Origin of the sequence: Streptomyces sp. NPDC032198 (assembly GCF_040636975.1) — a bacterium.
Lineage (GTDB): Bacteria > Actinomycetota > Actinomycetes > Streptomycetales > Streptomycetaceae > Streptomyces.
Genome location: NZ_JBEZVL010000009.1, coordinates 292,305 through 314,476 on the forward strand (window position 1 = coordinate 292,305; position 22,172 = coordinate 314,476).

21 protein-coding genes, 1 tRNA gene and 1 pseudogene are annotated in these 22,172 nt (G+C 70.3%); 12 read left to right on the top strand and 11 right to left on the bottom strand.

Annotated features, from left to right (window positions below; translation table 11 throughout):
* Positions 1-193 precede the first annotated feature (193 nt).
* Positions 194-673 carry an SsgA family sporulation/cell division regulator gene (locus tag AB0E78_RS25195; protein WP_361836523.1) on the top strand — a complete coding sequence of 160 codons (480 nt, stop codon included), beginning with the start codon at positions 194-196 and terminating at the stop codon, positions 671-673.
* A gap of 70 nt (positions 674-743) precedes the next feature.
* Here the strand turns inward: AB0E78_RS25195 and AB0E78_RS25200 are convergent, their stop codons facing one another.
* Positions 744-2,123: an FAD-linked oxidase C-terminal domain-containing protein gene (locus AB0E78_RS25200; RefSeq protein WP_361836525.1), complete on the bottom strand. Its 1,380-nt coding sequence runs from the start codon at positions 2,121-2,123 to the stop codon at positions 744-746.
* Positions 2,124-2,221: 98 nt separating this feature from the next.
* On the opposite strand from AB0E78_RS25200, the gene AB0E78_RS25205 reads away from it, so the two are divergent.
* On the top strand, positions 2,222-3,838 hold the full coding sequence (locus tag AB0E78_RS25205) for a tetratricopeptide repeat protein (RefSeq protein WP_361836528.1): 1,617 nt from the start codon (positions 2,222-2,224) through the stop codon (positions 3,836-3,838).
* A gap of 510 nt (positions 3,839-4,348) precedes the next feature.
* Here AB0E78_RS25205 and nthA read toward each other — a convergent pair.
* The 4 genes from nthA to hppD all read right to left on the bottom strand — a co-directional run bounded on the left by nthA (position 4,349) and on the right by hppD (position 6,775).
* Positions 4,349-4,936 (bottom strand): nitrile hydratase subunit alpha, encoded by a 588-nt coding sequence (gene nthA / locus AB0E78_RS25210; RefSeq protein ID WP_361836530.1) that lies wholly within the window; start codon positions 4,934-4,936, stop codon positions 4,349-4,351.
* Positions 4,936-5,259: an SH3-like domain-containing protein gene (locus AB0E78_RS25215; protein WP_361836533.1), complete on the bottom strand. Its 324-nt coding sequence runs from the start codon at positions 5,257-5,259 to the stop codon at positions 4,936-4,938. The genes nthA and AB0E78_RS25215 overlap by 1 nt, the downstream gene beginning before the upstream one ends.
* The gene (locus AB0E78_RS25220) at positions 5,246-5,533 is read right to left on the bottom strand and encodes a hypothetical protein (RefSeq protein ID WP_361836535.1); all 288 of its coding nucleotides are present in this window, start codon (positions 5,531-5,533) and stop codon (positions 5,246-5,248) included. The genes AB0E78_RS25215 and AB0E78_RS25220 overlap by 14 nt, the downstream gene beginning before the upstream one ends.
* A gap of 72 nt (positions 5,534-5,605) precedes the next feature.
* Positions 5,606-6,775, bottom strand: a complete 1,170-nt coding sequence (gene hppD, locus AB0E78_RS25225) for a 4-hydroxyphenylpyruvate dioxygenase (protein WP_361836537.1) — start codon at positions 6,773-6,775, stop codon at positions 5,606-5,608.
* 133 nt (positions 6,776-6,908) lie between these two features.
* Between hppD and AB0E78_RS25230 the strand changes: the two genes are divergently transcribed.
* From AB0E78_RS25230 to AB0E78_RS25260, 7 genes are all read left to right on the top strand, one after another.
* On the top strand, positions 6,909-7,379 hold the full coding sequence (locus tag AB0E78_RS25230; RefSeq protein WP_160505290.1) for an Lrp/AsnC family transcriptional regulator: 471 nt from the start codon (positions 6,909-6,911) through the stop codon (positions 7,377-7,379).
* 137 nt (positions 7,380-7,516) lie between these two features.
* Positions 7,517-8,164, top strand: coding sequence for an ABC transporter permease (locus AB0E78_RS25235; protein ID WP_361836802.1), 648 nt, complete (start codon positions 7,517-7,519; stop codon positions 8,162-8,164).
* Between the two features lie 73 nt (positions 8,165-8,237).
* Positions 8,238-9,446 carry a betaine/proline/choline family ABC transporter ATP-binding protein gene (locus tag AB0E78_RS25240; protein ID WP_361836805.1) on the top strand — a complete coding sequence of 403 codons (1,209 nt, stop codon included), beginning with the start codon at positions 8,238-8,240 and terminating at the stop codon, positions 9,444-9,446.
* Between the two features lie 5 nt (positions 9,447-9,451).
* Positions 9,452-10,357: an ABC transporter permease gene (locus tag AB0E78_RS25245; protein WP_361836807.1), complete on the top strand. Its 906-nt coding sequence runs from the start codon at positions 9,452-9,454 to the stop codon at positions 10,355-10,357.
* The gene (locus tag AB0E78_RS25250) at positions 10,354-11,325 is read left to right on the top strand and encodes a glycine betaine ABC transporter substrate-binding protein (RefSeq protein ID WP_361836539.1); all 972 of its coding nucleotides are present in this window, start codon (positions 10,354-10,356) and stop codon (positions 11,323-11,325) included. The genes AB0E78_RS25245 and AB0E78_RS25250 overlap by 4 nt, the downstream gene beginning before the upstream one ends.
* A 106-nt stretch (positions 11,326-11,431) precedes the next feature.
* Entirely contained in the window at positions 11,432-12,031 is a 600-nt protein-coding gene (locus AB0E78_RS25255; RefSeq protein ID WP_361836542.1) for a crosslink repair DNA glycosylase YcaQ family protein, read from the top strand.
* A gap of 14 nt (positions 12,032-12,045) precedes the next feature.
* A complete protein-coding gene (locus tag AB0E78_RS25260; protein ID WP_361836545.1) occupies positions 12,046-12,252 on the top strand; it encodes a hypothetical protein in 207 nt (68 codons plus the stop codon).
* On the opposite strand, the gene AB0E78_RS25265 is transcribed toward AB0E78_RS25260, so the two are convergent.
* The 5 genes and pseudogenes from AB0E78_RS25265 to AB0E78_RS25285 form a co-directional block, all read right to left on the bottom strand.
* A complete protein-coding gene (locus tag AB0E78_RS25265; RefSeq protein WP_361836548.1) occupies positions 12,182-12,988 on the bottom strand; it encodes a S16 family serine protease in 807 nt (268 codons plus the stop codon). The two genes, AB0E78_RS25260 and AB0E78_RS25265, sit on opposite strands and share 71 nt — an antisense overlap.
* A 49-nt stretch (positions 12,989-13,037) precedes the next feature.
* Positions 13,038-13,679 carry a helix-turn-helix domain-containing protein gene (locus tag AB0E78_RS25270; protein WP_190080202.1) on the bottom strand — a complete coding sequence of 214 codons (642 nt, stop codon included), beginning with the start codon at positions 13,677-13,679 and terminating at the stop codon, positions 13,038-13,040.
* A gap of 392 nt (positions 13,680-14,071) precedes the next feature.
* A complete protein-coding gene (locus AB0E78_RS25275) occupies positions 14,072-15,868 on the bottom strand; it encodes a DEAD/DEAH box helicase (RefSeq protein WP_361836551.1) in 1,797 nt (598 codons plus the stop codon).
* Between the two features lie 144 nt (positions 15,869-16,012).
* The gene (locus AB0E78_RS25280) at positions 16,013-17,350 is read right to left on the bottom strand and encodes an MFS transporter (protein ID WP_361836810.1); all 1,338 of its coding nucleotides are present in this window, start codon (positions 17,348-17,350) and stop codon (positions 16,013-16,015) included.
* Positions 17,286-17,672, bottom strand: a pseudogene (locus AB0E78_RS25285) (hypothetical protein); the annotation flags it as partial. The pseudogene AB0E78_RS25285 and the gene AB0E78_RS25280, both read right to left, overlap by 65 nt.
* Between AB0E78_RS25285 and AB0E78_RS25290 the strand changes: the two are divergent.
* The 3 genes from AB0E78_RS25290 to AB0E78_RS25300 all read left to right on the top strand — a co-directional run bounded on the left by AB0E78_RS25290 (position 17,658) and on the right by AB0E78_RS25300 (position 21,571).
* A complete protein-coding gene (locus AB0E78_RS25290) occupies positions 17,658-17,903 on the top strand; it encodes a hypothetical protein (protein ID WP_361836829.1) in 246 nt (81 codons plus the stop codon). The pseudogene AB0E78_RS25285 and the gene AB0E78_RS25290 overlap by 15 nt on opposite strands.
* 91 nt (positions 17,904-17,994) lie before the next feature.
* A tRNA-Cys gene (locus AB0E78_RS25295) sits at positions 17,995-18,066 on the top strand.
* Between the two features lie 169 nt (positions 18,067-18,235).
* The gene (locus AB0E78_RS25300; RefSeq protein WP_361836553.1) at positions 18,236-21,571 is read left to right on the top strand and encodes a S8 family serine peptidase; all 3,336 of its coding nucleotides are present in this window, start codon (positions 18,236-18,238) and stop codon (positions 21,569-21,571) included.
* A 71-nt stretch (positions 21,572-21,642) separates the two neighbouring features.
* On the opposite strand, the gene AB0E78_RS25305 is transcribed toward AB0E78_RS25300, so the two are convergent.
* Entirely contained in the window at positions 21,643-22,167 is a 525-nt protein-coding gene (locus AB0E78_RS25305; protein WP_361836812.1) for an AAA family ATPase, read from the bottom strand.
* Positions 22,168-22,172 lie beyond the last annotated feature (5 nt).

Sequence of the window (22,172 nt, forward strand, 5' to 3'; positions counted from 1 at the left end):
TTTTTGAGGCTCCACATCTATCAGACCCTTGCGCCCGCCTGTGCGGCTCCTGCCCTACAGACCACTTTCCGGGCACAGTTCGGCCGCGTACGGAAAAACTTTCCGGAACCCGCGTAATGCTTCGCGCCCGTCCCGCTCTCTCCTTGCACGGGCCCGCTCCAGGGTCCAAGGACAAGGAAGGAACAGCACCGACATGCACACCGTGGTGGAACGCGAGCTTGAGCTCAATCTCGTCCTCTCGCCGGAACGCGCGATCCCCGTTCCGGCCCGCCTCACCTACCGCACCGACGATCCCTACGCCGTCCACATCGCCTTTCACATCGGCTCCGAGCACCCAGTGAACTGGACCTTCGCCCGCGAACTGCTGGTCGAGGGGGTGTTCAGGCCCTGCGGGCACGGCGACGTCCGGGTCTGGCCGACCAAGGTCGAGGGGCGCAGCGTCGTCCTGATGGCGCTGAGTTCACCCGACGGTGACGCCCTTCTGGAGGCGCCGGCGCCCGCCGTGTCCGCCTGGCTCGAGCGCACGCTGCGGGTGGTCCCTCCGGGCTCTGAGGCTGAGCGGCTCGGCATCGACGACGGCCTCGCCGAGCTGCTCACCCCCACCACGGGCCGCGCCGACGACCTGTGGCTGCGCGACCCCTGGCCCTCGGACGAGTCCAAGGACGGTGAGTGAGCTCCGCCGCCACGGGGGCGATCGCGGAGACGCCGCAGGGAGCCCGGGGCACGCTGTGCCGGGCCCCGGGTCAGAACAGCTTGCCGGGATTGAGGAGGGAGAGCGGGTCGAACGCCGCCTTGATGGCGCGCTGCATCTCCACGCCCACCGGGCCGATCTCGCGCGCCAGCCACTCCTTCTTGAGGATGCCCACGCCGTGCTCGCCGGTGATCGTGCCGCCGAGTTCCAGGCCGAGGGCCATGATCTCGTCGAAGGACTCGCGGGCGCGGCGGCCCTCGTCGGCGTCCGCCGCGTCGAAGCAGACGGTGGGGTGGGTGTTGCCGTCGCCCGCGTGCGCGCAGACGCCGATCGTGAGGCCGTACTTATCGGCGATGCGGTCGACGCCCTCGAGCATCTCGGCGAGCCTGGAGCGTGGCACGCACACGTCGTCGATCATCGTCGTGCCCTTGACGGCTTCGAGCGCGGTGAGGGACAACCGCCTTGCCTGGAGCAGCAGTTCGGACTCCGCCGCGTCCTCGGCCGGCACCACCTGGGTGGCGCCCGCGGCCTCGCAGAGCGCACCGACGGCCGCGAGGTCCGCGGCGGGGGCCGCGGTGTCGAAGGCGGCGAGGAGCAGCGCCTCGGTGGTCTCCGGCAGGCCCATGTGGGCCAGCGCGTTCACGGCCCTGATGGTCGTACGGTCCATGAGTTCAAGGAGTGAGGGGACGTGCCCGCCCTCCATGATCTTGCATACGGCGTCGCAGGCGGCCTTGGCCGAGCCGAACTCGGCGGCCAGGACCAGCTGTTGGGGCGGCTGCGGCTTCAGGGCGAGGGTCGCGCCGACGACGATGCCGAGGCTGCCCTCGGAGCCGACGAAGAGGCGTGTGAGGTCGTAGCCGGCGACGCCCTTGGCCGTGCGCCGTCCGGTGCTCATGAGCCGTCCGTCGGCGAGGACGACGTCGAGGCCGAGCACGTACTCCGCCGTCACGCCGTACTTCACGCAGCACAGGCCGCCCGACGCGGTGCCGATGTTCCCGCCGATGGTGCAGGTCTCCCAACTGGACGGGTCCGGCGGGTAGTAGAGACCATGTTCGTTCACGGCCCGGGAGAGCGTGGCGTTGACGACGCCCGGCTCGACGACCGCGATGCGGTCGACGGGGTTGATCTCCAGGATGCGGTCCATCTTGACCAGGGACAGCACGATGCAGCCCTCGGTGGCGTTCGCGCCGCCCGACAGGCCCGTGCGGGCGCCCTGCGGGACCACCGGGACGCGTAGCTCGGTCGCCGTGCGCATGACGTGCTGGACCTGTTCGACCGTGCGGGGCATGACGACGACGGCCGGGGTGCCCGCGTCGCAGAAGCTCGCCATGTCGTTCGCGTACGAGGACGTGATGTCGGGGTCCGTGAGGACGGCGTCGCCGGGGAGGGCGTCGGTACCGCCACGGAGGAGTTCGATGAGTGTGCGGCTCATGATCACAGCCTCGCACCCGGGGCCATCGGTGTGAACCCGTGTGCGACGCCCGTCCGTATGCCGGGGTGTGCTCTTCGTATTGACGCACAGTGAGCGCCATGGAGATCGAGACCGGGTCCGAGTCCGTGACCCAGAAGGAACAGCGCCCGCCTCCGGAGCCCGCGCCTGCGCCCGCGTCGGGGTCGGGGTCGACGGCCGCCTCGACGTCGGCCGTCTGGAGCGAGTCGCCGCGAGGGGCGCGCCGCTCCCCTTCCCTGCGGCGGGTGCTTGCCGCCTCCGTCGCCGGGTGTGTGGTGCTCGGGGGTGTGGTGGTGGTGCTGCGGCCCGACGCGGGCGGGAAGGCGGCGCCGCCCGCCCTCGGACCGGCCGGGCGGGCGATGGCGGCGGCGGGTGCCGGGGTGCCGGCGGCGCTGCCCGACCTCACCGTGCTCATCGGGGAGCGGGAGGCGCATCTGAAGAAGCACCCCGGGGACGACCAGTCGTGGGCGGTGCTCGGGGCCGCCTACGTCGAGCGGGGCCTTCGGACCGCGGACTCCGCGTACTACCCCAGGGCGGAGGACGCGCTGCGTACGTCCCTGAAGACGCGGCCGGAGGGGAACGCGCAGGCGCTGACGGGCATGGCGGCGCTCGCGAACGCGCGCCACGACTTCCGCGGGGCGAAGAAGTGGGCCCAGAAAGCGGTCGCGCAGGCGCCGAAGCGGTGGTCGACGTATCCCGTCCTGATCGACGCGTACAGCGGTCTGGGGGACGCGAAGGGCGTGGGCAAGGCCCTGGACACGCTCAAGGAGCTGAACTCGGGCACGTCCGTGATGGCGCGGGCCGGGCAGGTCTACCGGGACCGCGGCTGGCGCGAGGACGCGGCCTCGAAGCTGATGGACGCGGCGGCGCTCGCGGAGGGGTCCGCGGAGAAGGCGGCATGCCTGTACCGGGTGGGCGAGCTGGCGTGGGAGCGGGGTGAGCCGAAGGAGGCCCTGCGCTACGACGACGCGGCGCTGCGCTCGGACCCCGACCATCACCCGTCCCTCGCCGGGAAGGGCCGCGCGCTGGCGGCACTCGGCCGTACGTCGGAGGCCCTGCGCTCCTACCAGAGCGCGCTCGTCAGGCAGCCCGCTCCGGAGTACGCGCTCGCCCTCGGCGAGTTGTACGAGTCGCTGCGGCTGACCCCTGCCGCCCGGGCGCAGTACGACGTGCTGCGGGCCCGGGTGAAGCAGGAGGGGGTCAACGGCGTCAACGACGAACGGATCCTCGGCCTGTTCGAGGCGGACCACGGGGACGCGGATGAGGCGGTGGACCGCCTCCGGGCGGAGTTCAAGCGGCATGGGAGTCCTGAGGCGGCGGATGCGCTGGGCTGGGCGTTGCACCGGGCCGGTGAGGACGAGGAGGCCCTGAAGTACGCGACGCGGGCCACGGACAAGGGGCCGCGGATCGCCGCGTTCTCCTACCACCGGGGTGAGATCGAGCGTGACCTGGAGCGGTACGGGGCTGCTCGCCGGCACATCGGCGAGGCTCTCCTGCTCAACCCCTACTTCTCCCCGCTCCTGGCCCCGAAGGCGCGCGAGGCGCTGGACTCCCTGGGCGACCCCCCAGAGGGCGGACCCGCCGAAATGTACGCAGCAAAACCCCCAGAGCCCCCAACACCCCCTCCCACCACATCCCGCCCCACCCCCAAACCAACGGCACCCCGAAGCGGAACATCAACATCCCAACAATCCTGACCCCGTCCCGGCGCTCCGCGCCGGATCCCCCCCACCCACCCACCCGATCACCCCGCAGCACAGAAGTACGGGTAGGACCGCCGTGATGACGGGCGGGTGGGACGCGGATCCCGCTGCGGGGCAAAAGGGCGGGTGGGACAGGATCAACCCACCACCAGGGCCCATCACGCCCAGGACCGCGCCACGGGGCAAACGGGCGGGCGGGCGGGGAACATCCGGCGCGAAGCGGCGGGACAGGGACAGCCCCGTGACCACCGCAGACAACCGACGAACAGGACCCGACACGTCCAGGAGCGCGCTACCGGGCAAACGGGTGGGTGGGAAACATCCGGCGCGAAGCGGCGGGACAAGGGCAACCCCGTGACCACCGCAGACAACCGACGAACAGGGCCCGTCACGTCCAGGATCGCGCTGCCGGGTGAACGGGTGGGTGGGTGGGGGACATCCGGCGCGAAGCGGCGGGGCAGGGGGCACACCGCGGAGTGGGCGGAAGGGCCCCGCAGGCGGGGACTACAGCGCGGCTGTGCCGATCAAGGCATTGCGGGTCACCAGGGTCACGAGCTCCGCCTCCGGCAGGGACTCCGTGCCGGGAGGACGGCGGGGCAGAACCATGTAGCGGGTCTCCGCACTGGAGTCCCAGACCGTGACCTCCGTATCGGGCGCCAGGGAGAGCCCGAACTCCGCCAGCACCGCCCGCGGCTCCCGCACCACCCGCGACCGGTACGCCTCGCTCTTGTACCAACTGGGCGAAGGCCCAAGGAGCCGTACCGGATAGCAGGAGCAGAGCGTGCAGACGATGACGTTGTGCGTGCGGGCGGTGTTCTCCACCACCCGAAGACGCTGCGGCTGGACCCCGCCCGCCGCGTAACCCAGCTCCGCCACGGCAGCCGTACCGTCCGCGAGGAGCCGCTCCTTGAACGCGGGGTCCGTCCACGCCCGCGCCACCACCCGCGCCCCGTTCAGCGGGGACGATCCCGCGAGGAACGCGTCGAGGGCCTCGTCGAGGGCCGCCCCGGCGACGATCCCCCGCTCCTCCAACAGAGCTTCCAGGCCGCGTACTTGGCGGGAGATCGCCGCATCCGAGTGCGTACCGGACATCAGTTGCCCTCCGCTTCCGAGTAACTCTCCAGGTCCGAGTAACTCTCCGGTTCCAGGTAGCTCTCCCACAGGTCCAGCACCACCCCGTGTTCCCCCTCGCCCCACAGCTCCCGCGCCGCGAACCGCACCGCGTAGACCTGTTCCACCGGCGCGTCGCCCCGCCCCTGCGAGCTGACGTCCGCCAGCGGGTGGCGGCCCTCGGGTTCGATGACCACGCCCCGCTTGCCACGGGCGTACCGCGGCAGGCGGGTGTGGTGCGGCGGGTCATGGTGGACGGTGCGGACGCGGGCGCCCGCGGCGAACCGGTCGTCAGACGAGGGCATCCAGCTCACCCGCCGTCACGACACCCTTGCGCACCAGCAGCACCCGGATCGCGTGGAACCACCGCTCGTAGTACGAAGCCGCCAGGTACTCACCCGGCGGCATCGTCTCCACGGCGTCCCTGAACTCGTCCAGGTTGTAGACGCCTTCACGCACCAGCGCACTGTTGAGCGCGAAGACCCGCGCCTCCCAGTCCGCGTGGAAGGGCTCCGTGTCGTCGGTGGTGTCGATGGGCCCGAAGCCCGTCATCCCGCCGACGTCGTTGATCCTGGCCATGCCCGCACTCTAACCAGCGAGCGCCCGAAGCGGACCAGAAACAGAGCCCCCTCGGAGCTTCCCCGGAGCCCCTCAGAGGTTGCCCCGCTTCTCCTGCTCCCGCTCGATCGCCTCGAACAGCGCCTTGAAGTTGCCCTTGCCGAAGCCCATCGAGCCGTGCCGCTCGATCATCTCGAAGAAGACCGTCGGGCGGTCCTGGACCGGCTTGGTGAAGATCTGCAGGAGGTAGCCGTCCTCGTCACGGTCGACCAGGATCTTCAGCTCGCGCAGGGTGTCGACGGGGACGCGCGTCTCGCCCGCCCACTCCCCCAGCGTGTCGTAGTACGAGTCCGGGGTGTCCAGGAACTGGACTCCGGCCGCGCGCATGGTGCGTACGGACTCCACGATGTCGTTCGTGGCGAGCGCGATGTGCTGGACGCCCGCGCCGCCGTAGAACTCGAGGTACTCGTCGATCTGGGACTTCTTCTTGGCGATGGCCGGCTCGTTGATGGGGAACTTCACCTTGAGGGTGCCGTCCGCGACCACCTTCGACATCAGCGCGCTGTACTCGGTCGCGATGTCGTCGCCCACGAACTCCTTCATGTTCGTGAAGCCCATGACCTTGTTGTAGAAGGCGACCCACTCGTTCATCTTGCCGAGCTCGACGTTGCCGACGCAGTGGTCGATCGCCTGGAAGGTGCGCTTGGCGGGCGGCTCGACGATCGGCGAGGCGGCCCTGAAGCCGGGCAGGTAGGGGCCGTCGTAGCCGCTGCGGTCGACGAGCGTGTGGCGGGTCTTGCCGTACGTGGCGATGGCGGCGAGGACGACCGTGCCGTTCTCGTCCTTGACCTCGTAGGGCTCGGTGATGCCGCGGGCGCCGTGCTCGACGGCGTACGCGTACGCGGCGCGCGCGTCCGGCACCTCGATGGCGAGGTCGACGACGCCGTCGCCGTGCTCGGCGACGTGGCCCTCGACGAACTGGCCCCAGTCCGTGGAGGCCTTGATGACGGAGGTGAGCACGAAGCGGGCCGCGCCGTTGGTGAGGACGTACGAGGCGGTCTCACGGCTGCCGGTCTCCGGTCCCGCGTACGCCACGAGTTTCATGCCGAAGGCCGTGGAGTAGTAGTGGGCCGCCTGTTTGGCGTTGCCCACGGCGAAGACGACCGCGTCCATCCCCTTGACCGGGAAGGGATCTGCCTCGCGCGCGGTGTGGGGGGTGCCAGAGAGAACCGACGTGTGCTGGGTGTTCGCGGTAGCTGCCATGTCCGCAGGCTCCCGCCGTATCGCAAGGTGCGCAATAGTTTGCGTATTCAGTGGGCAATCTGCATAGCCGTAGGCCAGGATGGGCGGGCTATCTGTACATGATGACCACCTCGGGAGCGGAGCTGAGCGCACCATGACGATCGATCATCTGGACGGCAGGCTCATCGTGCTTCTCGCCCGCGAACCCCGCATCGGCGTCCTGGAGGCGTCCCGCAGACTCGGTGTCGCGCGCGGGACCGTGCAGGCCCGGATGGACCGCCTTCAGTCGAACGGAGTCATCCGCGGCTTCGGCCCGGAGGTCGACCCGGCGGCGCTGGGATACCCCGTCACCGCCTTCGCCACGCTGGAGATCAAACAGGGCCAGGGCGCGGACGTACGGGCACATTTGGCGACCGTCGCCGAGGTGCTCGAACTGCACACGATCACCGGTCACGGAGACATGCTGTGCCGTCTCGTGGCCCGTTCGAACGCGGATCTCCAACGTGTGATCGACCGGGTCGTGGGTTTTGATGGCATCGTCCGGGCCTCCACGGCGATCGTCATGGAGAACCCTGTTCCGCTGCGGATCATCCCGCTGGTCGAACAGGCGTCAGAAGACACCTGACGCGGGTAGATAGAAGAGCGAACAGCCGAACAGTCGAAACAGACCCGGCACCACAGGGCCGCACGACGCAGCACGCACGCGGGCGACGGGAGACTCCCGGCGCCGTCTGAACCGCGCCTGGGCAGGTGAGCAGTTCAGTGAACTTCTGGGACTACCTCGGCAACCGCCACCAGCAGTTGCTGACGGACGCGTACCAGCACGCCAGCGCAGTCTTCCAGTGCATGGTCGTGGCGACCGTCATCGGAGTACTGATCGGCGTCATCACGTACCGCAGCGAGTGGGCCGGCAACCTGGCCACGACCGCGACCTCCACCATTCTGACCATCCCGTCGCTCGCCATGATCGGTCTGCTGATCCCCATCGTGGGCCTGGGCGTCGCGCCGACGGTCATCGCCCTGACCCTCTACGGCCTGCTCCCCATCGTGCGCAACGCCATCGTCGGCCTGCGCGGCGTCGACCCCTCGCTGGTCGACGCGGCGAAGGGCATCGGGATGTCGCGTGCCGCACGCCTCGTCAGGGTGGAGCTGCCGCTCGCCTGGCCGCCGATCCTGACCGGCATCCGCGTCTCCACGCAGATGCTGATGGGCATCGCGGCCATCGCCGCGTACGCGTCGGGTCCGGGCCTCGGCAACGAGATCTTCCGCGGCATCGGCTCGCTCGGCAGCAAGAACGCGCTCAACCAGGTGCTCGCGGGCACGCTCGGCATCATCATCCTGGCCCTGCTCTTCGACGCCGCGTACGTCCTGATCGGCCGCCTGACCATTTCGAGGGGTATCCGTGTCTGAGACCACCGCGACTTCCACCGACGGGGCGACGGCCGGGGGCGCGGCGGCCCCGAACGCCACCACGGGCGCGACGATCGAGCTGGAGAACCTCACCAAGCGGTACGCGGGCAGCGGCGACGCCGCGGTGGACAGCGTCAGCATGGAGATCAAGGCGGGCGAGATCGTCATCCTCGTCGGCCCCTCGGGCTGCGGTAAGTCGACCACGCTGAAGATGATCAACCGGCTCATCGAGCCGACCAGCGGCCGCATCCGCATCGGCGGCGAGGACGTCACCGACATGGACCCGGTGAAGCTGCGCCGCAAGATCGGCTACGCGATCCAGTCGTCCGGGCTCTTCCCGCACATGACGGTCGCCCAGAACATCGCCCTCGTGCCGAGGATGATCGGCTGGGGGAAGACGAGGATCAAGTCCCGGGTCGAGGAGATGCTCGACCTCGTCGGGCTCGACCCGGCCGAGTTCCACGGCCGCTATCCGCGCCAGCTCTCCGGCGGCCAGCAGCAACGCGTCGGCGTGGCTCGGGCGCTGGCGGCCGACCCACCCGTCCTTCTGATGGACGAGCCGTTCGGTGCGGTCGACCCGATCACCCGCGACCACCTCCAGGACGAGCTGATCCGGCTCCAGCACGAGCTGCACAAGACGATCGTCTTCGTCACGCACGACTTCGACGAGGCCATCAAGCTCGGCGACCGCATCGCGGTCCTGCGGGAGCGCTCGCACATCGCGCAGTTCGACACCCCGGAAGCCATTCTCACCAACCCGGCGGACGACTTCGTCTCCGGTTTCGTGGGCGCGGGCGCGGCCCTGAAGCGGCTCAACCTCACCCGCGTACGCGACGTGGAGATCGCCGACTTCGCGACGGTGACCGTCGACGACCCGCTCCAGGACATCTTCGACCGGCTGCGGGCCAGCGGCACGAACGAACTGCTGCTCCTCGACAAGCGCGGCCGCCCCTACAAGTGGCTGCGGCGCGGCGACCTGATGCGCGCCAAGGGCTCGCTGGCCCGCGCTGGCACGCTCGTCCACGACACGGTCACCCGTGACGCCACCCTGCGTGACGCGCTCGAAGCGGTCCTCACGGACAACGCAGGGCGGGTCGCGGTCACCGGGCGGCGCGGCGAGTACACCGGCGTGGTGGACATGGAAACGCTGATGAACTCCGTGCACGAGATGCTGGAGGCCGACCGGCTCGACGCGGTGGAGCACCAGCACGAACTGCAGGAACAGCGCGCCCTGTTGACCCACCACGAGCAGGAGGGCGACGGAGGGGCGGCGAAGGCGTGAGCGGCATCCCCGGGAGCAACCCCCGGATCCCCGACCGCACACCGGCCCCCGAGGGCGGGCCCGGTCCACGGCCGGACGGCGAGCACGAGGTCAAGGGCCACCTCTTCCGCGACACGGGCGAGGCGGAGCCGGAGCCGCCGCCCTCGGCGGGGGCTGTGGCCACGGGCCGGACGCGGCGGATCGGCTGGCAGAAGCTCACCGTCCTGCCCGCCTTCCTCGCCCTCATCCTGCTGCTCACCTGGTGGTGGTTCGAGCAGGCCGACCTGGACGCGATCAGCAAGAACGCCCTCGCGGACGGCAACGTCTGGCTCAGGCTCCGCCAGCACATCCAGCTGACGGTGATCTCCACCTTCTTCGTGCTGATCATCGCGATCCCGCTGGGCATCCTGCTGACCCGCAAGAAGCTCCGCAAGGCGGCGCCGGGCGCGATGGCCCTGGCGAACATCGGCCAGGCGACGCCGGCGATCGGCCTCCTCGCCCTGCTGGTGATCTGGATCGGCATCGGCGAGAAGGCGGCCCTGATCGGCATCATCATCTACGCCGTCCTGCCGGTCCTCTCCAACACGATCGCGGGCCTGAACGCCAACGACCCGACCCTCCTGGAGGCCGCGCGCGGCATCGGCATGTCGTCCTGGGGAGTCCTCGGCAAGGTCGAGCTCCCGCTGGCCGTGCCGCTGATCCTAGCGGGGGTGCGCACCGCGCTCGTGCTGAACGTCGGCACGGCGACGCTCGCCACCTTCGGCGGTGGCGGCGGGCTCGGCGACCTCATCACCACCGGGATCACCAACCAGCGGATGCCGGTGCTCATGCTCGGCTCGATCCTGACGATCGCGCTCGCGCTCCTGGTGGACTGGCTGGCCTCGCTGGCCGAACTGGTCCTGCGTCCACGCGGGTTGGAGGTCGGCTCATGAGGCTCACGGTGCGTACGGCGGCGGTCGGTGTGGTGGGCGGTGCCCTGCTCGTGGGCTGCGGTCTCACCAGCGGCAGCCCGATGGTGGACGACGTGAAGCCGGGCACGATCGGCAGGGGGCAGCCCCTGAAGGGCGTCGACCTCACCGTCACGTCGAAGGAGTTCACCGAGCAGCTGGTCCTCGGCGCGATCATGGGCATCGCCTTCGAGGCGGCGGGCGCGGACGTCCTCGACCGGACGGGCATCCAGGGCTCGATCGGCGCGCGCGAGGCGGTCAAGGGCGGTGACGCGGATGCCATGTACGAGTACACGGGCACCGCCTGGATCACGTACCTGGGCAACTCCGATCCCATCGACGACCCGCGGAAGCAGTGGGAGGCGGTGCGCAAGGCGGACGCGAAGAACGGCGTCAGCTGGCTGCCGCCCGCCGAGCTCAACAACACGTACGCGCTGGCCATCAACCAGAAGAACGAGGCCAAGTACAAGCCGAAGACACTCTCCGACGTGGCGGCCCTGTCGAAGAAGGACCCGAAGGCGGTCACGCTGTGCGTGGAGAGCGAGTTCTCCTCGCGCGAGGACGGCCTGCCGGGCATGCAGAAGGAGTACGGGATGAAGATCCCCAACTCCAGCATCACCAAGATGGACACCGGGATCATCTACACCCAGGTGTCCAAGGGGTCGTGCACGTTCGGCGAGGTCTTCACCACCGACGGCCGCATCAAGGCGATGAAGCTGTCGGTGATGGCGGACGACAAGCACTTCTTCCCCAACTACAACGTCGCCCCGGAGATCAACAGCAAGGCGCTCAAGGAGCACCCGAAGATCGCGGAGGTCCTGGACCCCATCACGAAGAAGCTGAACAACACGGTGGCCCAGGAGCTGAACTCCAAGGTGGATGTGGAGGGTCAGGATCCGCATGAGGTGGCGCTGGACTGGATGGTGCAGGAGGGCTTCGTGAAGGAGGGGTAGCGCCGCCTGGCGGGGCGTCATCCGGAGTCGCAGCCTCCAGAAGTTACAAAGACTCCGTTGCAAAGAAGGTGTTGCAACGGAGTCTTTGCATGTCTACGGTTGAGCCATGACGGACGGCACGACGGAACCAGAGGCCCACAAGGTCCACACCCTCACCCCACACTCGCTGCGGGGACTCGCGCATCCGCTGCGCATGGCGCTGCTCAAGTCGCTGCGGAAGGACGGTCCCGCCACCGCCTCCCAACTGGCCGCCCGCCTGGGCGAGTCCAGCGGCGCGACGAGCTATCACCTGCGCCAGCTCGCGGCGCACGGCTTCGTCGAGGACGCCCCCGGGCGGGGCAAGGGCCGCGAGCGCTGGTGGCAGGCGGCGCACCAGGGGACGCGCCTCGACGAGGGGCTCATGAACGACCCGGACCCCACGGTGCGCGGCGCGGTCAGCGTCTACCTCCACGAGGTCGCGACGTTCCACGCCGCCGAGGTCTCCACCTGGATCGGCACCCAGCACGACTGGTCCGCGGAGTGGATCGAGAGCTCCGACCTCAGCGACTACACCCTGCGCCTGACGCCCGAGCTCACCGCCGAGCTGGCCGGAAAGATCGACCGCCTCATCGAGAGCTATCGCCCCCTGGCGGTCGATGACGACACCCCGGGCTCCGCCAAGGTCCGCCTGCACACCCACGTCTTCCCGACGCACCCCACCGAGTGAGAGAGGCCCCGGCCATGCACCCGGACATCCATCTGCGCCTGCACCACACCCGCGCCGCCGAACTCCACCGCGCGGCACCCTTACAGCAGCGCCGGCCCCGGCTCCGTACTCAACTGGGCTGGGCCCTGGTCGAGTTGGGCCTGCGCCTGGTCAGCAGCTCGGGACCTTCCCGCCTCGGTCCAGGGCACGCAGCGCGTCGACCGTGCCCTTCAGTGTCGTGACCGGGATCAGCCGCAGGCCCTTCGGCAGCTCCGCCTGAGCGTCCGAGCACTCGTCCTCCGGGACCAGGAAGACGCTCGCGCCGTCCCGCCTGGCGGCCTGTGTCTTCATCGAGACACCGCCGACCGGGCCGACCTCGCCGTCGGCGGAGATGGTGCCGGTGCCCGCGATCTTCCGGCCGCCCGTGAGGTCGCCGCCGCTGCCGTTGCCGTCGATCAGGTCGATGATGCCGAGCGAGAGGAAGAGGCCCGCGCTGGGGCCGCCGATCTTGCCGAGGTCGACCTTCACCTTCACCTTGCCGGTGCCGTCCACGCCGTTCGCGTCGAGGTAGGAGAGCGCCGCCTTGGTGGCCGTGTCCTGCGATTCCCTCATGTCGCCGAGGTTGTGCTTCTCGACTTCCTTCACGTTGTTGCCCGTGGGGTACACCGAGTCCTTGGGCATCACGGAACGGTCCGTACGGAACCAGCCGTCCAGCACGTCGCCCAGACTCGCGTCCATGTCGGGCCCCGTGGCCACGATCGTCGTCATCCGCAGCTGCCCCTTCGGCTCACGGGTGGGCGCCCCGGTGATCGTGATGACCGGCTTGCCCCCGCTCTCGCCGAGCACGTCCGCCGTCGTGCCCGGCTGGGCCACGGCGAACGGCAGCGGCGCGAGGCAGGCGACGGCGAGCAGGGCGACCACGGGGGCGGCACAGACGGCGAGGGCCTTGGGGCGCGTGAGGCGAGAGAGGGAGAACACGGGATCAATCTAACGTGACCGGTTCCGTGAGCGGATCAGCGGACAGGGCTCACCGCAAGGCGTCGGCGACCTCCCGGGCCGCGTCCACCACCCGCGGCCCCACCCGCTCCGGCACGGAGTCCGACAGCATGACGACCCCCACGCTCCCCTCGATCCCGGTGACCCCCACCAGCGGGGCGGCGGCCCCGCTCGCGCCGGCCTCCAGCTCGCCGTGGGTCAGCGCGTAGCCGGGGTCGGTGGCGAGCCCCTGCCGGGCGGCGAGGATGGCGCGGCCGGCGGCGCCCCGGTCGAGGGGGTGCCGGAAGCCGGTCCGGTAGGCGACGTGGTAATCCGTCCAGGTCGGCTCGACGACGGCCACCGCGAGGGCCTCGGTGCCGTCGACCAGCGTCAGATGCGCGGTGGCCCCTATGTCCTCGGCGAGGGAACGGAGAGCGGGCAGCGCGGCCTCACGCACCAGCGGATGCACCTGGCGGCCCAGGCGGAGCACCCCGAGGCCGACCCTGGCCCGGCCGCCGAGGTCACGGCGGACCAGGGCATGCTGCTCCAGCGTGGCGAGGAGGCGGTACACCACGGTGCGGTTCACACCGAGCTTGTTCGACAGCTCGGTGACGGTGAGCCCGTGATCGGTGTCGGCCAACAACTTGAGGACACGCAGTCCTCGGTCGAGGGTCTGGGAAGTCTCCGCGGTCACGACGCCCACTCCTTAGGTGAGGGTCGACGGCCCCTTTACGCGGCGGTTGCGTCGCCGGTCCCGTGGGCGACGCGCGTCAGAGGCCGCCGGTCGGAACTCCGGCTGCGCTCCGCGGCGGCGCTGCCACGGGGCGTGTACGTTGCGGGGACATTAGCGAGGCCGTCCCGCTCAGCGGAAGACTCCGTCCAGAATCCGGGCACGAGACCGGTTGTTAGGGGCGCAATGCCCCATACGCGGGGGACGCCGACGGAGGTGTGCACGACTCCCGCACACGGAACCCACCCCTCCTCCCGTAACGGAGCCCGCACGCTCACTTCCTGCGGGTGGTCACGTCGTGCGGGGTCACGTCACGCGGGTGTCACGTCACGCGGGTGGTCACTTCATGCGGGTGGTCACTTCATGCGGGTGGCCCACTCGCCGACCTTCGCGATCCGCTGCCGCAGCTGCCCGGCGGTGGCCTCCGCGCTCGGCGGCCCGCCGCAGGTGCGGCGCAGCTCGGTGTGGATCACGCCGTGCGGCTTCCCGCTCTGGTGGGAGTACGCGCCGACCATCGTGTTGAGCTGCTTGCGCAGTTCGAGCATCTCCTTGTGGGAGACCACGGGCCGCCGCTCGGCGGGCAGTTCGAGGAGATCGGCCTCGTCGTCGGGCCGCTTCTTGCTGTGCGCGATCTGCCGGGCCTGCCGCTTCTGGAGCAGCATCTGCACCTGGTCGGGTTCGAGGAGCCCGGGGATACCGAGGTAGTCCTGCTCCTCCTCGCTGCCCGGGTGGGCCTGCATGCCGAACTCGGCGCCGTCGAAGAGCACGCGGTCGAACACGGCATCGGATTCGAGGGCCTCGAAGGAGAACTGCTCCTGCTCTCCGGTGTCCTCGTCCTCCTCCTTGTTCGCCTCGTCCATCTCCTTCTCGGACTCGGCGTAGGGGTCCTCCTCGCCCTCCTTCTTCGGCTTGTCGAGGACGTGGTCGCGCTCGACCTCCATCTCGTTGGCGTGGCCGAGGAGGTCGGGGACGGTGGGCAGGAAGACCGACGCGGTCTCGCCGCGCCGCCGGGACCGCACGAAGCGTCCGACGGCCTGGGCGAAGAAGAGCGGCGTCGAGATCGTGGTCGCGTACACCCCCACCGCGAGGCGCGGCACGTCGACGCCCTCGGACACCATGCGGACCGCGACCATCCACCGGTCGTTGCTCGCGGTGAAGTCGTCGATCCGCTTCGAGGCGCCCGTGTCGTCGGAGAGGACGACGGTGGCCTTCTCCCCCGTGAGCTCGCGGATCAGCTTGGCGTAGGAGCGGGCGGAGTCCTGGTCGGAGGCGATGACGAGCCCACCGGCGTCCGGAATGGCCTTCCTGACCTCGGTGAGCCGCTGGTCGGCGGCCTTGAGGACGTTCGGCATCCACTCGCCGCGCGCGTCCAGGGCCGTCCGCCAGGCCTGCGAGATGGCGTCCTTGGTCATCGGCTCGCCGAGCCGGGCGGCGATCTCGTCGCCGGCCTTCGTGCGCCAGCGCATGTTGCCGGAGTAGGAGAGGAAGATGACGGGCCGCACGACGCCGTCGCCGAGCGCGCTCCCGTATCCGTACGTGTAGTCGGCGGCCGACCGCCGGATGCCGTCGTTCCCCTCCTCGTACGCGACGAAGGGGATCGGGTTCGTGTCGGACCGGAACGGCGTACCGGTGAGCGCGAGCCGCCGCGTGGCGGGCTCGAACGCCTCCAGGCAGGCCTCGCCCCACGACTTCGAGTCACCGGCGTGGTGGATCTCGTCGAGGATCACCAGAGTCTTGCGCTGCTCGACGCGGTTGCGGTGCAGCATCGGCCGCACGCCGACACCGGCATACGTGATGGCGACGCCCTGGTACTCCTTGCTGAGCGGGCCCGCGCTGTACTCCGGGTCCAGCTTGATCCCTATGCGGGCCGCGGCCTCCGCCCACTGCTTCTTCAGGTGCTCGGTCGGCGCGACCACCGTCACCTGCTGCACGACGTGGTGGTGCAGCAGCCAGGACGCGAGCGTCAGCGCGAACGTCGTCTTGCCTGCGCCGGGTGTCGCGACGGCCAGGAAGTCACGCGGCTGCTCCTGGAGGTACCGCTCCATCGCCCCCTGCTGCCAGGCGCGCAGCTTGTTGGCGGTGCCCCAGGGGGCGCGGCCGGGGAAGGCGGGAGAGAGGTGGTGCGATGCGGAGTTGGCGGCGGTGGTAGTCACGGTCTCCGGTTTGACGCTCGGGTACGGACGACAAAGCGCGTACGAGTACGTACGACAACCGGGCCACCCTACCGGTGCCGGTTGACGCGTCGCGGCGAACGGCACGGGGCCCGGGACGGGTGCGACCCGTCTCACACCGGCCCCTCAGGCGCCACGCTCCTTCAGCCGCGTCCCCACCCACGCCCCCACCAGCGCGACCGCCGCCATCGGCAGGAACACGACGACGAAAGCCCCCGGATGGGATCCGCTCGCCTCGCCCGCGGCGTGCCCCGCGCCCACCGTGCCGCCGCCGAGCGCGGCGAACGCGGCGCCTCCGACGGCCAGGAGCAGGGCGTTGGAGAGGCCGTCGGAGATCTGCAGGGCGGCGGAGTTGGTGCCCGCGTCCTCGGGCGGCGAGAGCCGCAGCAGCAGGACGCTGGTGGACCCGATGACCGTGCCCATGCCGAGGCAGCCGAAGGCCCAGGCCACCGCGACGATCCACACCGGGACGGCGTCGATCAGGACCGTGGGCGCGGTGGCGATGGCGGCGGCGACCAGGAGCATCCCGACGACCGTGAGCCGGGTCCGGTGCGGCTCCATGGCCGGCCGCGACTGTACGAACGAGCCGAGCGCCCAGGTCGCACCGCCCACGGCGAGCGAGAGTCCCGCCATGGTCGGCGAGAGCCCGCGTTGGGTGACGAGCATCAGCGGTACGAAGGATTCCGCGGCGATGAACGATCCGGCGGCGATACCGCGCAGCAGCACCACGGAGGGCAGGCCGTGCGAGGCCCGGTAGGTGCCGCGCGGCAGCAGACCCAGGACGGCGGGCACGAGCACGGCCGCGCCGAGCACGGCGGGCAGCAGCGAGAGCCAGGACCGATCCTGACCGGCGTACTGGAGGAGCCCGGCGCCCATCGAGATCCCGAGCGCGAGCCGGATGCGGCGCCGGTCGAAGGGACCGACGGGCACATCGGAGTCGACAGGACCGGCGGCCATGCGCCGGATCTGCGGCAGGGCGAGCGCGAGCGGCGCCGCGACGAGCACCGGGATTCCGAGGAAGACCCACCGCCACCCCAGGTGCTCGGTGACGGTCCCGGAGACCAGCGGCCCGACCACGGACGGCACGACCCAGCTGGCCGCGAACGCCGCGAGGATGGACGGGCGCAGGTGCTCCGGGTAGGCGCGACTGACGACGACGTACAGCGCGACGATGACGAGCCCGCCGCCGAGCCCCTGCACGGCACGGCCCAGGATGAACATCCACATAGCCTGGGCGGTCCCGGACAGGACCAGGCCCGCAGCGAAGCCGCCGATGCCGGTGGCGAGGGGGCCCATGGGCCCGCGCCGGTCGGCCCACTGCCCGGAGAGCACCATGCCGAAGAGGCTGGTCGTGAAGTACGCGGAGAAGGCGAAGGCGTAGAGGGAGACGCCGTCCAGCTCACGGGCCGCCACCGGCATCGCGGTCCCGACGGCGGTCGCCTCGAAGGCGATGAGCAGCACCACGGAGACGATGCCGAAGCTGAGCGCGCGATAGGGGGCGCGCAGGATTCCGCCCTGGAGCTCGGACGGCGGGACTATCGGGGCGGCAGCGACTTCGGCGTCGCGTGGTTCCAGGGCGGTCATGCCCGCCAGCGTAAGGGGCGTGACGGGCTTTGACCCCTGTCCGGGGGCGGTGGCCCTCTGGTCCCTTGGTCGTACGTCTCCGGCTCGCTCCGGGTCCGTCAGCTCCCGGACGTGTACGCCACGAAGTCGCCCCATGCGGCGGGGGCGAGGCAAGTTGGGGGCCCTGGGGGTTCTTGGAATCGCGGAGGTGGATGGTGGCGGGGGTGGTGGCGGGGGTGGTGGCGATCTCGACGCAATCGTTCTCGCACCGTCCGCCACGGCCTGGCTGGAGCGCGGCATCACCCAGGAAGCAGTGCGCCGCACGCTCACCGCAGCGCTCCCCACCACCCCGACCGAGCGCACGCTGCTCCACCGTGACCACGGCTTCGAGACGATCGCGCGCTGCACGGGGCAACCCACGCTCTTCCTCGGACCCCGTCCCCCTGAATCATGAACGCGGTATGGCAGTCCCGTTGCGGCACCCGTAGATCCCTTGAGTGAAGCCGCCGGTCACGGCTACGTTCGAGGAGTCAGGTCGACGACTTGGCCGTGTGCCCGAGTGGCTTAGGGGCTGGCCTGCAAAGCCAGTTACGCGGGTTCGATTCCCGCCACGGCCTCGGCGAGCAAGAGATCAAGGGGTGGTCCCGTCCGGGGCCACCCCTTCGTCCTGGGCCCATAAGACCGAATAGCCCCAACTGCACAGTCACGTAACAGAGTTCACTCCCGCCACCACTCCCCCACATACTCCGAGGGCAGCACTTCAGCACCTCGACTCCAGGGGGAGAATTGCGTATCCACGCGAAGAGAGCGTGCGCGGCCACCATCGCCACGGCAGCCGCCGTGGCCCTCGCGGCGGGCATGACCGGCCCGGCGTCGGCGAAGGTGGACCGCGCCGCCACGGCAGCCGGTGAGGCGTTCACGCCCTCCGCGGCGGCCAAGCACCGCCTCACGCTCATCACCGGCGACCGCGTAACCGTCGACTCCACCGGCCGCCTCGCCGCATTCGAACGGGGCGCGGGGCGCGAGCGCATACCCGTACAGACGCACCGCACGTCCTCGGGCCACACGCTGGTGGTCCCGGCCGACGCTCGGCGCCTGATAACCACCGGGAAAATCGATCAACGTCTGTTCGACGTGACCGAGTTGAACAAGAAGGCGAATCGCGCCGCCCAGCGCAAGGGCATCAAGCTGATCGTCGGCTACGAGGGCGACGCGGACGCCGCCGCCATCAGGCAGGACGTCCGTGCCGTCGGCGGCACGACAGTCCGCCGCGGCCTGAAGACCCTGAACGCCGACGCCATCACGACACCCACGCGGGACGCCGCCGCCCTGTGGGACGCCGTGACCCGGAAGCAGGACACCGCCTCCGGCATCAGCCGCGTCTGGCTGGACGGCACCCGGAAGGTGAACCTCGACAAGAGCGTCCCGCAGATCGGCGCCGACAAGGCGTGGGAAGCCGGGTTCGACGGCAAGGGCGTCAAGATCGCCGTCCTGGACACCGGCGTCGACGCCACCCACCCCGACCTCAAGGGCCGGATCGCGGCCGAGAAGAACTTCACGCCCGCCGCCGACGCCAAGGACCACTACGGCCACGGCACGCACGTCGCATCGACCAGCGCCGGCACCGGCGCGAAGTCCGGCGGCACGCTCAAGGGAGTGGCCCCCGGCGCCGAGCTCCTGAACGGCAAGGTCCTGGACGACGAGGGCTCGGGAGAAGACTCCGGAATCCTGGCGGGCATGGACTGGGCGGCGGCCCAAGGCGCCGACATCGTCAACCTCAGCCTCGGCGGCGGTGACGAGCCCGGCATGGACCCGCTGGAAGCCGCCGTGAACAAGCTCTCCAAGGACAAGGGAATCCTCTTCGCCGTCTCGGCGGGCAACGACGGCGGCCCCGGCACGATCGGCTCACCCGGCAGCGCGGACGCGGCCCTCACCGTCGGCGCGGTCGACGGCGCCGACAAGCTCGCCGAGTTCTCCAGCCAGGGACCGCGCAACACGGACGGTGCGATCAAACCCGACGTGACGGCGCCCGGCGTCGACATCACGGCCGCCGCCGCGCCCGGCAGTGTCATCGAGAAGGAGGTCGGCCAGCAGCCCGACGGCTATCTGACGATCTCCGGGACGTCGATGGCGGCCCCGCACGTGGCGGGCGCCGCCGCCCTGTTGAAGCAGCAGCACCCGGACTGGAAGTCGGCTGAGCTCAAGGGCGTGCTGATGTCGTCCACGAAGGGCGGCAACTACGCGCCCTATCAGCAGGGTTCGGGACGTATCGCCGTCGACAAGGCCATCGGGCAGACGGTGATCGCGGAGCCCGTATCCCTCAACTACGGCACACAGCAGTGGCCGCACACCGATGACAAGCCGGTCACCAAGAAGGTCACCTACCGCAACCTCGGCGACAAGGACGTCACCCTCGACCTCGCGGTGGCGGCCACGAACCCGAAGGGCGCCCCGGCACCGTCCGGACTCTTCACGCTGGGCGCGAAGACGGTCGAGGTCCCCGCCCGCTCCACGGCCGCGGTCGACCTGACGGCCGACACCAAGCCGGGCGGGGCGGTCGACGGCACGTACTCGGCGTACGTCGTCGCGACCGGCGGCGGCCAGTCCGTGCGCACGGCAGCCGTGGTCGAGCGTGAGGTCGAGCGGTACGACGTCACCCTGAAGACGATCGGCCGCGACGGACGGCCCGCGCCGCACTACGAGCCGATGTTCTCGGCGATCACCGGGGCCGACAAGGGCCTCAACCTCTTCCCGTACGACACGTCCGGCACCGCCAAGGTACGGGTGGCCAAGGGCAGTTACCTCATGGACTGGTCGATCTACGTCGACCCGGACGACAGCGACAAGGGCACCGACTGGCTCGTCCAGCCGAAGCTGACCGTCGACAAGAAGATGACGGTGACGCTCGATGCCCGCAAGGCGAAGCCGGTGGACATCGACGTCGCGGTGCCCGGCACGAAGCTGATCGCCGCGGACCCCCGCTACACCTACGAGGGTTACGAGTCAGGTCCGATGACCGACTCCTTCAAGAGCCTGCGCACCGCGCACCTGGGCCCGGAGGTCCCCGAAGGGCTCGGCCAGCAGTGGCTCGGGACCTGGACGAAGGGCGCGGACACGCAGTACGACATGCTGATCGGCGGCAAGGTCAAGAAGCTCGCGACCGGCTACACCAAGCATCTCGGGCCCGACGACTTCGCCACGGTGAAGGTCGGCATGGGGGCTTCGGCCGCAAGCCGCAAGGGTTCGCTGTCCCCCGCCGGATATCTCCCGGAGGCGGGCGGCATCTCGCGGATCATGCCGGAGCAGAAGCTGCCGCGCACCCGGACGCTGCACCTGTCGGCGCTCGGCGCGACGAAGTGGGGCATCGGCTTCGAGCAGTACGGCGACAACGACGAGGAGGGCGACCCGGTCCTGGAGGGCGCCTGGGCGATCTCCCCGCCGCAGACCTTCAAGGCGGGGCAGACGTACGGGAAGACGTTCAACACCGGCGTCTTCGGCCCAGCTCTCGGCGGCTCCGGCACGGGCGTCTTCCGTAAGGGCGACGAGCTGGGAGGCCGCATCCCCGTCATGGCGGACGGGAAGGGTCATGCGGGCTGGTCCAGTTACGCGTCGGCGAAGTCCACGCTGTACCGCGACGGCACGAAGATCGCAGAGAACGACGACCCGGTGACCGGGGCCGAGACGTTCAAGATCCCTCCGGGTGACGCCGAGTACCGGCTGACGGCATCCGCCAAGCGCAGCGGGAAGGTCGCGCGGGCGACGTCACGGGTGGACGCGAGTTGGACGTTCCGCTCGGCGCGGGTACAGAGCGCCCAACTCCCGGCCTCCACCGTGCGATTCGCGCCGAAGGTGGCGCTGGACAGCACGGCTCCGGCGGGCCGGACCCAGTCCGTACCGGTGAAGGTGCAGGGCTCGGCGGCGAGTGCGGGGAACCTCAAGTCCCTCGCTGTGTACGTGTCTTACGACTACGGGCAGAGCTGGAAGAAGGTCACCGTCAGCGGCGGCAGGGTCAAGGTCAAGACCCCGCGCGCGGGCAAGGCCGTCTCGTTCCACGCGAAGATCACGGACAAGGACGGCAACAAGTCCACCGTTTCGATCTACGACGCGTACTTCGGGAAGTAGCGCGGCCTGACCGGGCGGCTCGCCGGGACGCTCCGTTCCGGTGGGCCGCCAGGTGGTGGCGGCCCGGCCCGCTAGACCCGCGCCTCGTCCAGCCCCGCGAGGATCGCGTCCACCGTCTCGTCGACCGTCAGGTCGCTGCTGTCGAGCCAGAGGCCGAGCCTCGGGGTCGTGGACCGGAACCCCGCGTCCAGGTCCTGTACGGTCCACGCGCCGTAGCCGGTCTTCCCGCGACCGGCCTCCCTCGCCTCGACCGCGTCCGGCCTCGGGGCGAGCACCACGACGTGTACGGGGCGCGTACGCAGCAGGTCCACGTACGTCTTCAACTCCTCGCCCAGGATGACGTCCTGGACGACCGCGACGAAGCCCGCCGACGCGTACGCGTCCGCGGTCGAGGCCGACAGGCCGTAGCGCAGCCGGAGTTGGGCCGCCGCCTCGTCCGATGCGCCAGGCTCGTACTCCTGGCCGCCCGACACGATCATCCGGCGGAAGACGTCGCCCCGCACGTGCGCCGCGCGCGGCAGCCGCTCGGCCAGGGCCTGCGCCACCGTGGACTTGCCCGAGGCCATGATGCCGGTGATGACGACGACACCGGCCAAGGGTG